Here is a 13,354-nt window from a genome sequence, read left to right as displayed (position 1 = left end):
TCATACAGGGGTCATACAGGGGGGACCAAGGTGGGTATACGCAGCCGGCTGGCGCTCGGCACGGCCGTCCTGACCGCCGCCGGACTGCTCACCGTCGCCGCGCCGCCGCAGCAGGCGCAGGCCGCCGCGCCCTGCCCGGGCCGCAAGGCCCGCACCCTGCCGTTCGCCACCGGCTCCGTCGTCGTCTACAAGCGCGGCGGGTACGTCTGCGCCGTCACCCTGCCCGAGCGGTCCGGGACGAAGCGGAAGATGTCGGTCAGTGTGAAGGCGCGCGGCGGGCGGCCGGTCGTCGACGAGGGCAGGTACGCCTACCGGGCCGGTCCGGTGACGGTGTACGCCGGGCGGCGCTGTGTGTGGGTGAAGGGCAGGGTGGGGTCCAGGTCGGTCAGCTCCGGCTGGATCCTGTGCTGATTGTTCCTGTCTTGGCGCACAGGCTTCTGCTAGCTTCCGGCGGACGTCAGTTACCCACAGGGGAGGGTGCATGCGCAAGGCGTTCAGATGGCTGCTGGCGCTGGCCGTGCTGATAGGCACCGTCAGTACGGCCCAGGCGGCCACCGCCGCCCAGCCGGAGGCCACCGACATCAAGGAGAGGCTGCTCTCCGTACCGGGGATGAGCCTGATCGAGGAGAAGCCGTACCCCGGCTACCGCTTCTTCGTCTTGAACTACACCCAGCCGGTCGACCACCGGCATCCGGCCAAGGGCACCTTCCAGCAGCGGATCACCGTGCTGCACAAGGACACCGCCCGCCCGACGGTCTTCTACACCGGCGGCTACAGCGTCTCCACCACGCCCAGCCGCCGCGAGCCGACCCAGATCGTGGACGGCAACCAGGTCTCCATGGAGTACCGCTACTTCACCCCGTCCCGGCCCGACCCGGCCGACTGGTCCAAGCTGGACATCTGGCAGGCCGCCAGCGACCAGCACCGCATCTTCAAGGCCCTGAAGAAGATCTACGCCGAGAACTGGATCTCCACCGGCGGCTCCAAGGGCGGCATGACCGCCACCTACTACGAACGCTTCTACCCGCGCGACATGGACGGCGTGGTCGCCTACGTCGCCCCCAACGACGTGGTGAACAGCGAGGACTCGGCCTACGACCGGTTCTTCGAGACGGTCGGCACCGCCGAGTGCCGGGCCCGGCTCAGCGGCGTGCAGCGCGAGGCCCTGGTGCGCCGGACCGCCCTGGAGGAGAAGTACCAGGCGTACGCCGCCGAGAACGGCTACACCTTCGACACCATCGGCTCCCTGGACCGGGCCTACGAGGCGGTCGTCCTCGACTACGTCTGGGGCTTCTGGCAGTACAGCACCCTGGCGGACTGCGCCGGCATCCCGGCGGACGCGGCGAACGCCACCGACGACGAGATCTGGACCTCCGTCGACACGATCTCCGGCTTCTCCTTCTACACCGACCAGGGCCTCAGCCCGTACACCCCGTACTACTACCAGGCGGGCACCCAGCTCGGCGCGCCCACCATCCACTTCCCGGGCATCGAGAAGAAGTACATCCGCTACGGCTACCAGCCGCCGCGCAACTTCGTGCCCCGGGACATCCCGATGCGGTTCGAGCCGTTCGTGATGGACGACGTGGACGCGTGGGTCAAGCGCAACGCCGACCGGATGCTCTTCGTCTACGGCGAGAACGACCCGTGGGGCGCCGAGCAGTTCCGCCTCGGCCGGGGCGCGCACGACTCGTACGTCTACACGGCGCCCGGCATGAACCACGGCGCCAACGTCGCGGGCCTGGTCGCCGAGGAGAAGGCCGCGGCCACCGCCCGCATCCTCGACTGGGCCGGCGTCGCCCCGGCGGCGGTCGCGGCCGACCCGTCGGCGGCGCGGCCGCTGGCGGCGTTCGACGCCCGGCTCGACCGCCGGGACGTCGAACGCGAGCCCGCGCTGCGGCCGTGAGCCCGTGAGCCGGTAACGCTCACACCGGCCGGGCGCAGCCCACCGGCCGCTCCCCGCCGAGACGGACGTACAACGCCGTCGCGGCGGGGCAGCGGGCCCGGTCGGTCACCGCCGCGGTCACCTTGTACTGCGGGGCCCGCTCGCCGGTGCCCGCGCAGGCCGTCTCCCGGACCTGGCCGCCGCCCGCCTCGTACACGCAGTCCCCGACGACGGTGCGCGGGCCGCCCCCGGCGCCGGGATCGCCGGGGTGCGGCGGCTGGAGGTTGCGCATGCAGGCGTAGCCCCGGGGCACCGCGCCGTCGCCGTCCTCGTCGGCGGCGGGCCGCTGTTCGCTGATGTGCAGCACGAAGTCGGTGGCCGCCGGGCACGGCGGGCCGTCCTCGACCCGGCCGTCGTGCCGGGCCAGCACCCGCGCCGCCGCCCGCTCGCTGCCGCAGGACACCTCGGTGAAGGTGCTGATGCCGAACGAGCTGCACTCGTCGACGCCGAGGAACACCGCTCCGTACCCGGACGGCCGGACGGACGCCGCGGCACCCGCCGCGCTCTCGCCCAGCCGCCCGTCCCCCGCGGTCGTCGTCCCGGTCGCGCTCTGACAGCCGGTCAGCACCGCCGCGAGCAGCACCGTCGCACCGGCCGCCGCCCGTGCCCGACGCATGCACCGCATCGATCGCATCGCCGCCCCCGATAATCCCCCGTACGCCCGCCCCCCGCGTTCACCGGGACCACCGTCCAGCGTGACCCGCCGCGGCGGGCGCACGCCAGCGGCGCGGGGTGTATTGCGCCGCGTGCGGAGCCCGCCACCGGCGCGCGTGGCGTACCCGCGCTACGTCCGGTACGCCAGCCCGTGCCCGACCGGCAGCAGCACCGTCGCCGGATCGTCCGCCCGCACCACCGGCACCGGCAGCCGGCCCCGGGGCCGGACCCGGCCGCCGAGCACCCGGGCCGCCGCGCGCACCTCGACATCGGTCCAGCCGTAGGCGGCCAGCACCGCCGGGACACCGGGCAGCTGGGCGACGTCGTACGGATTGCGGACGGCGACCGCCACCACCGGCTTCCCGGTCGCCACCAGCTCCCGCGCCAGCGCGGCCTGCCCGCTGCCCGCGGTGACGTTGTACGTGGTGATCACCACCGCGTCGGCCGCCCCGGCCGCCGCGACCGCCCGCGCGACGACGGCCGCGGCCGGGGCGGTGCCGGTGGACAGGGCGGTGGCCGTGAACCCCAGCTCGGTCAGCGCGGTGGCCAGTACCCCGGTCGGCGGCCCGGTGGTCCCCGTCGGGGAGGCCGGATCGGCGCCCACGACCAGGACCTTCGGCGTGCGGCGCGGGGACAGCGGCAGCACGGCGTCCTCGTTGACGAGCAGGGTGGTCGTCCGCTCGGCGATCCGGTCGGCCGCCGCCAGGTGCGCCCGGGTGCCGACCGTGCGGTCCAGCTCCCGCCGCGAGGTGTACGGGTCCCGGAACAGCCCGAGCCGCCGCTTCAGCCGCAGCACCCGCAGCACGGACTCATCGATCCGCGCCTCGGTGAGTTCGCCCTCCCGTACGGCGGTCAGCACCGCGTGCCAGGCCAGGTCCAGGTCGGGCGGGTTGAGGAGCTGGTCGACGCCCGCCTTCAGCGCCAGCACCGGCACCCGGTCGTCGCCGTACTTGGTGCGTACGCCCTCCATGGCGAGGGAGTCGGTGACCACCACCCCGTCGTAGCCCAGTTCGCCGCGGAGCAGGCCGGTGAGGATCGGCCGGGACAGGGTGGCCGGGTCACCGGCGTCGTCGAGCGCCGGGACCATCAGATGCGCGGTCATGATCGAGTCGATGCCGGCCGCGATCGCGGCGCGGAACGGCGGCGCGTCCAGCTCCGCCCACTCGGCGCGGCTGTGCGTGATGACGGGGAAGCCGGTATGGCTGTCGACGGCGGTGTCCCCGTGCCCCGGGAAGTGCTTGGCGCAGGCGGCGACACCGGATCCCTGGTACCCGGCGACCTCGGCGGCCACCAGGGCGGCCACCGCCCGCGGTTCGGAGCCGAAGGAGCGGACGCCGATCACCGGGTTGGCCGGGTCGACGTTGACGTCGGCGTCGGGGGCGTAGTCCTGCCGGATGCCCATCGCGCGCAGCTCGGCGCCGGAGATCCGGCCGAGGGTGCGGGCGTCGGCCCGGGAGCCGCCGGCGCCGATCGCCATCGCGCCCGGGAACAGCGTGGCCGGGGCGCCGATCCGGGCCACCGCGCCGTGCTCCTGGTCGGTGGAGATCAGCACCGGCAGTCCGCGCTCCAGCTCCAGGGAGGCCCGCTGGATGCCGTCGGACAGGCCGGCGATCTGGTGCGGGTCACGGGTGTTGTGCGCCCAGGCGAAGTAGATGACGCCGCCGACCCGGTACTTGGCGATCAGCTCGGCGGCCGTGCGGACGCCGAGTTCCTTCAGGTTGGCGTCGACGTCGGCCTGGTCGGGGGCGGTGGCGGAGTGGCCGTAGACCCGCGTCACGAACAGCTGGCCGACCTTCTCCTCCAGGGACATCCGGGAGACGAGGGTGCGCAGGCCGTCGGCGTCCGGTACGGCGGTCCGGGCGGCCGCGGGGCCGGCCGCGGCGAGCGCGGCGGCGGTACCGGCGCCGGCGGCGAGCAGGGTACGTCTGGAGGGCTCGGGCACGTGCGCTCCTTCGGGGACGGGGCTGGACATGACGTCCGGGATGTCAGCCATAGCCGGGAAGTTACCGAGGGTCAAGGGAGCGCACCCGGTCGGCGCGCGGGTCCGCCGCCGGCGCTGGGAGGGGTGGGCGCCGACGGCGGTACGCGGCCGGCCGCGGTGCGGCGGAGAGGGTTGGTCAGCGATCGCAGCCAGCAGCGAGAGCCGACACCGCACCACGCAGACTCGTCCGGCGACGCGCGCATTGGACGGCCGGGACCGCCCCCGGGTTCCCGGCTCCCCGCGGTTGGTGACAACACGCCGGTGCGGCACGCGTGGGTGCTGCCCCCCCCCCCCGGCGCTGATCTACGTCGCCTGGATCTCGACCGTCTTCGGCTTCGGTGCCTGGGGCTGGCTGTTGCGCCGTCACCCGGCCTCCTCGGTCGCGCCGTTCTCGCTCCTGGTGCCGGTCTTCGGCATGTCGTCGGCGGCCCTGTTCCTGGGCGAGCCGGTCTCCCCGGCCCAGGGCTGCGCGGCGGCGCTGCTGGTCGGCGGGGTGGCCCTGACCTCCCTCCCGGCCCGGCGCCGGACCACGGAACCGGTCGGCGCCCCCGGTCCTCGACAGCCCGCCGGTACGGCCTCATTGTTCCGACAATGAAAAAAGCCCTTTTCGATGCCGTGGCCGACCCGGATAAACTATTTTTCCGGCTAATTGTTCACTCGTGTGCCGCGCATCCAGAGGAGTGACCCGGCGTTAGTCGGAACATGAGCAAGGTGACTGGGTGCACAGCCGCGCCGAACGTGCTCTCGTTGGGTTCCTACACGTACATCCAGGCTCCGGTGCACTCGGCGGCCACCGTGAACGGAACCCTGACGAGAGGCGGACGCCCTGTGACCCTCAGGGAGACGGAGCCGATTCTGCGGGATTTCCTGGATGTGCTGGGTGAACTTCAGGACGATTTCACCAGACGCTGGGGCGCGATCAAAGAATGGCCAGTACTGTCGCGAGCTGAATGAGCGGGCCCTATTTATCGTGTATGACGACGAACTCGTTTACGGCCGGGCATTCCCGGGATTCGTTTACGACGAGGCGGGCCGCGGCCGGCACCGCGCTCCCACCGAGGACGACGCGGCACCCCTCGTACCGGACATGTCCTGGGACGAGGAACTGGCCGTCATGCTCCAGGACGCCCTGGAGGAGCAGCGCCCCGGCGAGCCGCCGCCCCGGCCGGCCGGCGGCGGCCCGCACGAGACGCCGGCCGCCGCCCCGGCCCCGGGCAGCCCGCTGGGCAACCTGCGGGACATCACGGAGGAACTGCCCGCGCTGAAGGAGCCCGCGGCGGCCCGCAGCCACCGCCGGTCCCGCCCGCCGCGCGGGCCGCGCGGCGTCGAGGCGGTCAGCTACGTCACCGCCGCCCTCGCCACCGTCATCGCCTCCGCGGTGAGCCTGCTCAGCGGCATCGTGGCCTACGACCCGCTGCGCGTCGTCGCCGTCACCCGGCTGGAGTCCGGTGTCGTCGCCTGGTGGCCGCTGCTGGTCTTCGGCCCCTGGCTGATGGCGTCGCTCTCGGTCCTGCGGGCGGCCCTGCACCAGCGCCGCGCCCTGCACGCCTGGAGCGTCGTGCTGGGCTTCTCGCTGATCGCGGTGTTCCTGTGCGTGCTCCAGGCGCCCGGCACGGTCGTCGACGTCGCGGCCGCCGCGCTGCCGGGACTGGCCTCCCTGGCCTGCTTCCAGCAGCTCGTCCGGCAGATCACCCTGACCCGGCCGCCCCGCCGCCGCGCCCCACGCCACCGGGTACGCCCCGAGCCCCGGCCGCTGCCCGACCCGGACCAGGCCCCCGACCCGATGACGGCACCGGCCCCGGAGCCGGGGCCGGCCACGCAGGCCGACGCCCCGGCCCCGGCGACCGCCGAGGCCACCACCGGCACCCGCTACGACGCGCCCGCCGAACCCCGCCGCACCGCGCCCACGCCCGCGCCCCCGCCCCGGGTGCCGGAGCCCGCCGTCATGACGTACGTGATCAGCAACGGCCACCCGCTGCGGACCCGGGGGACCGGCCGGACCGGCGCCTTCCCGACGCCCCGGGCCGGCTGACCGAGGTACCCGCCCAGGTCAGGCCGACTCGTTGAGCAGCCGGGCCAGATGCCGCCGTCCCGCGCCCAGCAGACCGGGCAGCGGGGCGGCGTTCTCGTACCAGCGCTTCTCGTACTCCCAGCACAGCCAGCCGTCCCAGCCCTGCCGGGACAGCAGGTCGACGCAGTCGGTGAGCGGCAGCACGCCCTCCCCGAGCGGCAGCGGCGTGGTGTCGTCGGCCGAGGCGATGTCCTTGACCTGCACATAGCCGAGATGCGGGGCGAGTGCGGCGTAGGACTCCACCGGCTGCTCGCCGCCCAGCCAGGTGTGCATCACGTCCCACAGCGCACCGGCCTGACGGTGCCCGACCAGGCCGAGGACCCGGATCGCGGCGGCGCCGGTGCGGTGCGAGTCATGGGTCTCCAGCAGAATCCGCACGCCCACCTCGGTCGCGTACTCGGCGGCCGTGCCGAGCCGCCGGGCGGCCGTCGCGTCCGCCTCCTCGGCACTCTGCCCGGTGCCGCCGCCGGGGAACACCCGGATGTACGGGGCGCCCAGGTCGCGGGCGAGATCGAGCAGGGCGCGCAGCTCCGCGAGGACCGGGGCGTCGTCGCCGGGGGCCGCGACGCGCGCGTAGCCCGCGACGCACAGCAGCGTGACGCCCGCCGCCTCGAACTGGGCCGCCACCGCGACCCGTTCGGCGGGGGACAGGCCGGGGTGCACCGGTTCCTCGGGGTGGGCGCGCAGTTCGATGCCGTGCCAGCCGTGCTCCGTCGCGAGCCGCAGCACATCGGGCACGGGCATTCCGGGAACGCCGAGGGTGGAGAACGCCAGTTTCATGACCTTGGACCCTACCCGCTGTGGCGCACCTCACTCCGTCGCCGGACGCGCCCCCGCGCGCCCCGCGCCGGCACCTACTCCCGGGGCGCTCCGGAGGACCCCCGTACCATCAACTCCCCCCGCACCGTCGCGATCCCTCCGGGCGGCGCCTCCTCCCGCCCCATCGCGATCCGCCCGGCCCGGGCGCCCGCCTGGGCCAGCGGCAGCCGCACCGTGGTCAGCGCCGGCACCGCGTCGACGCTGAACGGCAGGTCGTCGAAGCCGGCCACCGACACGTCCGCCGGGATGCGCAGCCCGGACTCCCGCAGCGCCGCGCAGGCTCCCAGCGCGACGGAGTCGTTCGCCGCGACCACCGCCGTCAGCGACGGGTCCCGGCGCAGCAGTTCCAGCGTGGCCTCGTAGCCGGACCGGCGGTCGTAGCGGCCGTGCACCGTCCAGCGCGGGTCCTCCGCGATGCCGTGCGCGGCCAGCGCGGCCCGGTGGCCCTCCAGCCGGTGCCGGGTGGTGGTCCGTTCCTCGGGGCCCGCGATGTAACCGACCCGCCGGTGCCCGAGCCCGATCAGATGCTCGGTCAGTTCCGTGCCGCCGCCCCGGTTGTCGAAGGTCAGCGCGATCGCCCCGGTCTCCGGGGCCGGCGGCCGCCCGCACAGCACCACCCGGGTGCCCGCCTCCGCCAGCCGGCGCAGCTTCGCGGCCACGGCCGTCTGGTGCGGCGCGTCCTCCACCGCCCCGCCGGTCAGCACCACGGCCGCCGCCCGCTGCCGTTGCAGCAGCGTGAGATAGGTCAGCTCGCGCTCGGGGACGCCGCCCGTGTTGCAGACCACGGCGAGCCGTTCCCCGCCGGCCCGGCCGCCCGGCCCGCCGATCTCGGACTGGATCGCGCTCGCCATGATCCCGAAGAACGGGTCGGCGATGTCGTTCACCAGGATGCCGACCAGGTCGGAGGTGGCGGCGGCGAGCGCGCTCGCGGGACCGTTGAGCACGTAGTCCAGTTCGTCGACCGCCTTCAGCACCCGCTCCCGGGTGGACGCGGCGACCGGGTAGTTCCCGTTCAGCACGCGCGACACCGTCGCGGGGGAGACCTGCGCGCGGGCCGCCACGTCCGCCAGGGTCACCGTCATGTCCTCGTCCTCCGCGTCATCGCACCCAAGAGGCGTGTCGCCCCGGCCGTGGTCTTGTCCGGACCACCGTCCACAGGCTAGCTTCGTATCAGATAGAAAGCGCTTGCTATCACGCCCGCCCGGCGGATGCGGCGCGCAGACCGCGTACGAAGGGAACGACGTGACACGCAAGACGGTGCGTATCGCCATGAACGGTGTGACGGGGCGCATGGGCTACCGCCAGCACCTGGTCCGCTCCATCCTGGCCCTGCGCGAGCAGGGCGGCCTCGACCTCGGTGACGGCACCGTGCTGTGGCCGGAGCCGGTGCTGGTCGGCCGCCGCGAGCACGCGCTGCGGGCGCTGGCGGAGCGGCACGGCATCGAGCACGTCGCCACCGACCTGGACGCGGTGCTGGCCGACGACAGCGTCGACATCTACTTCGACGCGCAGGTGACCTCGGCCCGCGAGGAGGCGATCAAGAAGGCCATCGCCGCCGGCAAGCACATCTACACCGAGAAGCCGACCGCCACCGGCCTGGACGGCGCCCTCGACCTCGCCCGGCTGGCCGCCGCGAAGGGCATCAAGCACGGCGTCGTCCAGGACAAGCTGTTCCTGCCGGGCCTGCTCAAGCTCAAGCGCCTCATCGACGGCGGCTTCTTCGGCCGTATCCTCTCCGTGCGCGGCGAGTTCGGCTACTGGGTGTTCGAGGGCGACTGGCAGGACGCCCAGCGCCCGTCCTGGAACTACCGCGCCGAGGACGGCGGCGGCATCGTCGTCGACATGTTCCCGCACTGGGAGTACGTGCTGCACGAGCTGTTCGGCCGGGTCACCTCCGTCCAGGCGCTCACCGCCACCCACGTACCGCAGCGCTGGGACGAGAACGGCAAGCCCTACGACGCCACCGCCGACGACGCCGCCTACGGCGTCTTCGAACTGGACGGCGGCGCGATCGCGCAGATCAACTCCTCCTGGGCGGTCCGGGTCAACCGCGACGAACTGGTCGAGTTCCAGGTCGACGGCACCGAGGGCTCCGCCGTCGCGGGCCTGCGCGACTGCCGCGTCCAGCACCGCAGCGCCACCCCCAAGCCGGTCTGGAACCCGGACATCCCGGCCACCTACGCCTTCCGCGACCAGTGGCAGGAGGTGCCGGACAACGGCGAGTTCGACAACGGCTTCAAGGCCCAGTGGGAGCTGTTCCTGCGGCACGTCTACGCCGACGCCCCCTACCACTGGGACCTGCTGGCCGGCGCCCGCGGCGTCCAGCTCGCCGAACTGGGCCTGCGGTCCTCCGCCGAGGGCCGCCGCCTGGCCGTACCGGAGATCGCGCTGTGACCCTCCGCCTCCCCGGCCCCGACGGCACCCTGCGCGCCTACCAGCCCCGCGCCGAACCCCTGGCCCTGACTCCGGGAAGCGCTTTCACCTCCCGTACCGTCTTCTCGGCCGCGCACGTCGTCGCCGACCCGTACGCCGACACCGCCCCGGACGGCCCGGCCGCCGTCGACTGGGACGCCACCCTCGCCTTCCGCCGCCACCTGTGGTCGCACGGGCTCGGCGTCGCCGAGGCGATGGACACCGCCCAGCGCGGCATGGGCCTGGACTGGGCCGGCGCCGCCGAACTCATCCGCCGCTCCGCCGCCGAGGCGAAGGCCACCGGCGGCCGGATCGCCTGCGGCGTCGGCACCGACCAGCTGACCACCGGCACCCTCGCCGGCATCCGCGCCGCCTACGAGGAACAGCTCGCCGTCGTCGAGGAGTCCGGCGCCCAGGCCATCCTGATGGCCTCCCGCGCCCTGGCCGCCACCGCGCAGGGCCCGGACGACTACCTCGACGTCTACGGCCACCTGCTGCGCCAGTCCGCCGAACCCGTCGTCCTGCACTGGCTCGGCCCCATGTTCGACCCGGCGCTCGCGGGCTACTGGGGCTCCGCCGACCTCGACGCGGCGACCGACACCTTCCTGGAGGTCATCGCCGCCCACCCCGACAAGGTCGACGGCATCAAGGTCTCCCTGCTCGACGCCCAGCGCGAGATCGACCTGCGCCGCCGGCTGCCGCCGGGCGTGCGCTGCTACACCGGCGACGACTTCAACTACCCCGAGCTGATCGCCGGCGACGAACAGGGCTTCAGCCACGCCCTGCTCGGCGTCTTCGACCCGCTGGGCCCGCTGGCCGCCGCGGCGGTCCGGGTCCTGGACACCGGAGACGTCCCCGGCTTCCGGTCCCTCCTCGACCCCACCGTCGCCCTCGCCCGCCACCTCTTCGAGACCCCGACCCGCTACTACAAGACCGGCGTCGTCCTGCTGGCCTGGCTGGCCGGCCACCAGAGCCACTTCTCGATGGTCGGCGGCCTCCAGTCGGCCCGCTCCCTGCCGCACCTGGCCCGCGCCTATGAACTCGCCGACGGCCTCGGCCTGTTCCCCGACCCGAAGCTGGCCGAAGACCGGATGCGCACCCTGCTGTCCCTGTACGGAGTCCACCAGTGACCGATCTCGAACGCTTCAGCATCAACCAGATGACCGTCAAGCAGCTCACCCTGCCCGAACTCGCCGCCGCCTGCCGCGACCTGGGCGTCGGCAACGTCGGCCTGTGGCGCGAACCGGTCCAGGAGTACGGCGTCGAGGCCGCCGCCAAGCTGGTCCGCGACGCCGGTCTGCACGTCACCACCCTGTGCCGGGGCGGCTTCCTCACCGCCACCGACCCGGACGCCCGCCGGGCCGCCCTGGCCGACAACCGGCGCGCCGTCGACGAGGCCGCCACCCTCGGCACCGACACCCTGGTCCTGGTCTCCGGCGGCCTGCCGCCCGGCGACCAGGACCTGCGCGCCGCCCGCGAACGCATCGCGGACGCCCTGGCCGAACTCGCCCCCTACGCCGAGGCGCACGGCGTCCGCCTGGCCATCGAGGCGCTGCACCCCATGTACGCCGCCGACCGCTGCGTGGTCTCCACCCTCACCCAGGCCCTGGATCTCGCCGAACGCTTCCCGGCCCACCAGGTCGGCGTCACGGTGGACACGTACCACATCTGGTGGGACGACCAGGCCCCGGCACAGATCGCCCGGGCCGGCGCGGGCGACCGCATCCACACCTTCCAGCTGGCCGACTGGACCACCCCGCTGCCCGCGGGCGTCCTCAACGGCCGCGGCCAGCTCGGCGACGGCTCGATCGACCTGCGCGAGTGGCAGGGCCACGTCGAGGCGGCCGGCTACACCGGCCCCATCGAGGTGGAACTGTTCAACGAGGCCCTGTGGGCGCGGGACGGGCGGGAGGTGCTGGCCCAGACGGTGCGGCGGTTCACCGAACACACCCGCTGACGGCCCCGGTCCGGGCGCCGAAAAAAAACTTCGGCAGCCGTGCAACCCTTCCGCGCCGCGACGTGTCGTACTTGGCATCAGGACACCCGTGGGGGGAGATCTGGGGGGATCGCGGAGTCCTGAGGGAGGGGAAACGCGAGGGGGCCCGGTCGGTGAACCGGGCCCCCGAAGTGTGCGCGGGGAGAGATCAGAAACGGGTGCGGGGAAAGATCAGAAGAAGACCCCGCAGCGCAGCAGGACGTTGGCGTACGGCCGGGCCTCGCCGGTCCGCACCACCAGCCGGGCCCCCGCCGACAGCTCCTTCAGCCGTTCGTGCGGCACGAGTTCGAGGGCGGGCAGGGCGGCCAGCAGCCGGGCCGCGCCGGGATTGGCCTCCCGTACCTCGAGTGCGCCCGTCGCGCCCTCCACCACCAGCTCCGCCAGCAGCCCGTCCAGCACCTCGGCGAAGGACGGCACCCCGGCCCGGAACGCCAGGTCGACCAGGCGCGGACCGTCCGGAACCGGCATCCCGACGTCGCACACCAGGACGCCGTCCCCGTGGCCCAGCCCGGCCAGCGCGCCGGCGAGCCGGCGGTTGAGTATTCCGGTCTTCTTCACAGTGCCTGGACCTCCTCGGCCGTCGGGTACGACTCCTGCGCCCCCGCCTTCGTCACGGCCGCCGCGCCGACCCGGGCCGCGTACGCCGCCGCCTCGGCGAGGGTGGCGCCCGTGCCGAGCCGGTGGGCGAGCGCCGCGGTGAACGCGTCCCCGGCGCCGGTGGTGTCCACGGCCCGCACCGGCACCGACGGCACCCGCGCCACGCCGTCCTTCGAGGCCACCAGCGCGCCCTCGGCGCCCAGCGTGACCACCACCGAGCGCGGCCCCTTGGCCAGCAGGATCCGCGCCCAGTCCTCCGGCCGGTCGCCGACCGCGGACGCGCCGAGGAGCACCTTGGCCTCGTGCTCGTTGACGATCAGCGGGTCGCAGGCGTCCAGCACCTCGCGGGGCAGCGGGCGCGGCGGCGAGGGGTTGAGGACGAAGCGGTTGTCCGGCGTCAGACTCCGCACCACCTCCACCACCGTCTCCAGCGGGATCTCCAGCATCACGGACACCACCCGGGACGCGTGGAAGAGGCTGCTCGCGGCCCGGACGTCCCCCGGGGTGAGCCGGCCGTTGGCGCCCGGCGAGACGACGATGCTGTTGTCCCCGGAGGGGTCCACGGTGATCAGCGCGACGCCGGTCGGCACGTCGCTCACCAGGACCCCCACCGTGTCCACGCCGGCCGCGCGCTGCGCGGCCAGCAGCAGCCGGCCGTGGTCGTCGTCGCCGACCTTGGCCAGCAGCGCCGTACGGGCCCCGAGCCGGGCGGCGGCCACCGCCTGGTTCGCGCCCTTGCCGCCCGGGTGGACGGCCAGGTCGGAGCCGAGCACCGTCTCCCCGGCCGCCGGGCGCCGCCGCACGCCGATCACCAGGTCGGCGTTGGCCGACCCGACGACCAGCAGGTCGTAGTCGTACATGGGTCAATCTCCCCGCTGT

13 protein-coding genes and 1 pseudogene are annotated in these 13,354 nt (G+C 74.0%); 8 read left to right on the top strand and 6 right to left on the bottom strand.

Features of this window, described 5'->3' with window-relative positions; all coding sequences use genetic code 11:
- Positions 1-30 precede the first annotated feature (30 nt).
- The gene (locus AB0G32_RS06995; RefSeq protein WP_361159275.1) at positions 31-411 is read left to right on the top strand and encodes a hypothetical protein; all 381 of its coding nucleotides are present in this window, start codon (positions 31-33) and stop codon (positions 409-411) included.
- Between the two features lie 70 nt (positions 412-481).
- Positions 482-1,906: a S28 family serine protease gene (locus tag AB0G32_RS06990; protein WP_361159272.1), complete on the top strand. Its 1,425-nt coding sequence runs from the start codon at positions 482-484 to the stop codon at positions 1,904-1,906.
- 19 nt (positions 1,907-1,925) lie between these two features.
- On the opposite strand, the gene AB0G32_RS06985 is transcribed toward AB0G32_RS06990, so the two are convergent.
- Positions 1,926-2,561, bottom strand: coding sequence for a hypothetical protein (locus tag AB0G32_RS06985; protein ID WP_361159269.1), 636 nt, complete (start codon positions 2,559-2,561; stop codon positions 1,926-1,928).
- 168 nt (positions 2,562-2,729) lie between these two features.
- Positions 2,730-4,592 (bottom strand): glycoside hydrolase family 3 N-terminal domain-containing protein, encoded by a 1,863-nt coding sequence (locus AB0G32_RS06980; protein ID WP_361159266.1) that lies wholly within the window; start codon positions 4,590-4,592, stop codon positions 2,730-2,732.
- A gap of 286 nt (positions 4,593-4,878) precedes the next feature.
- Between AB0G32_RS06980 and AB0G32_RS06975 the strand changes: the two are divergent.
- The 3 genes and pseudogenes from AB0G32_RS06975 to AB0G32_RS06965 form a co-directional block, all read left to right on the top strand.
- Positions 4,879-5,175 (top strand): annotated as a pseudogene (locus tag AB0G32_RS06975) (EamA family transporter); the annotation flags it as partial.
- A 107-nt stretch (positions 5,176-5,282) separates the two neighbouring features.
- Complete coding sequence (locus AB0G32_RS06970; protein WP_361159264.1) at positions 5,283-5,534, top strand: hypothetical protein; 252 nt, start codon at positions 5,283-5,285, stop codon at positions 5,532-5,534.
- 16 nt (positions 5,535-5,550) lie between these two features.
- Positions 5,551-6,612 (top strand): hypothetical protein, encoded by a 1,062-nt coding sequence (locus tag AB0G32_RS06965; RefSeq protein WP_361159261.1) that lies wholly within the window; start codon positions 5,551-5,553, stop codon positions 6,610-6,612.
- An 18-nt stretch (positions 6,613-6,630) separates the two neighbouring features.
- On the opposite strand, the gene AB0G32_RS06960 is transcribed toward AB0G32_RS06965, so the two are convergent.
- Positions 6,631-7,431: a sugar phosphate isomerase/epimerase family protein gene (locus tag AB0G32_RS06960; RefSeq protein ID WP_361159258.1), complete on the bottom strand. Its 801-nt coding sequence runs from the start codon at positions 7,429-7,431 to the stop codon at positions 6,631-6,633.
- A 74-nt stretch (positions 7,432-7,505) separates the two neighbouring features.
- On the bottom strand, positions 7,506-8,552 hold the full coding sequence (locus tag AB0G32_RS06955) for a LacI family DNA-binding transcriptional regulator (RefSeq protein WP_361159255.1): 1,047 nt from the start codon (positions 8,550-8,552) through the stop codon (positions 7,506-7,508).
- Positions 8,553-8,712: 160 nt separating this feature from the next.
- Between AB0G32_RS06955 and AB0G32_RS06950 the strand changes: the two genes are divergently transcribed.
- Genes AB0G32_RS06950 through AB0G32_RS06940 form a run of 3 tightly spaced genes read left to right on the top strand, consistent with a single transcriptional unit; the run spans position 8,713 to position 11,839 of the window.
- A complete protein-coding gene (locus tag AB0G32_RS06950; RefSeq protein ID WP_361159252.1) occupies positions 8,713-9,864 on the top strand; it encodes a Gfo/Idh/MocA family oxidoreductase in 1,152 nt (383 codons plus the stop codon).
- Positions 9,861-11,012: a dihydrodipicolinate synthase family protein gene (locus AB0G32_RS06945; protein WP_361159249.1), complete on the top strand. Its 1,152-nt coding sequence runs from the start codon at positions 9,861-9,863 to the stop codon at positions 11,010-11,012. The genes AB0G32_RS06950 and AB0G32_RS06945 overlap by 4 nt, the downstream gene beginning before the upstream one ends.
- Complete coding sequence (locus AB0G32_RS06940; protein ID WP_361159246.1) at positions 11,009-11,839, top strand: sugar phosphate isomerase/epimerase family protein; 831 nt, start codon at positions 11,009-11,011, stop codon at positions 11,837-11,839. Before AB0G32_RS06945 ends, AB0G32_RS06940 begins: the two co-directional genes overlap by 4 nt.
- A 210-nt stretch (positions 11,840-12,049) precedes the next feature.
- Here AB0G32_RS06940 and rbsD read toward each other — a convergent pair whose 3' ends face one another.
- The gene (gene rbsD, locus AB0G32_RS06935) at positions 12,050-12,436 is read right to left on the bottom strand and encodes a D-ribose pyranase (protein ID WP_361159243.1); all 387 of its coding nucleotides are present in this window, start codon (positions 12,434-12,436) and stop codon (positions 12,050-12,052) included.
- Positions 12,433-13,335: a ribokinase gene (locus tag AB0G32_RS06930; RefSeq protein WP_361159240.1), complete on the bottom strand. Its 903-nt coding sequence runs from the start codon at positions 13,333-13,335 to the stop codon at positions 12,433-12,435. Before AB0G32_RS06930 ends, rbsD begins: the two co-directional genes overlap by 4 nt.
- Between the last annotated feature and the right edge of the window lie 19 nt (positions 13,336-13,354).

Source organism: Streptomyces sp. NPDC023723 (assembly GCF_040639815.1).
GTDB lineage: Bacteria > Actinomycetota > Actinomycetes > Streptomycetales > Streptomycetaceae > Streptomyces.
The sequence above is the reverse complement of the archived record's forward strand: the minus strand, read 5'-3'. Positions and strand labels throughout refer to the sequence as shown.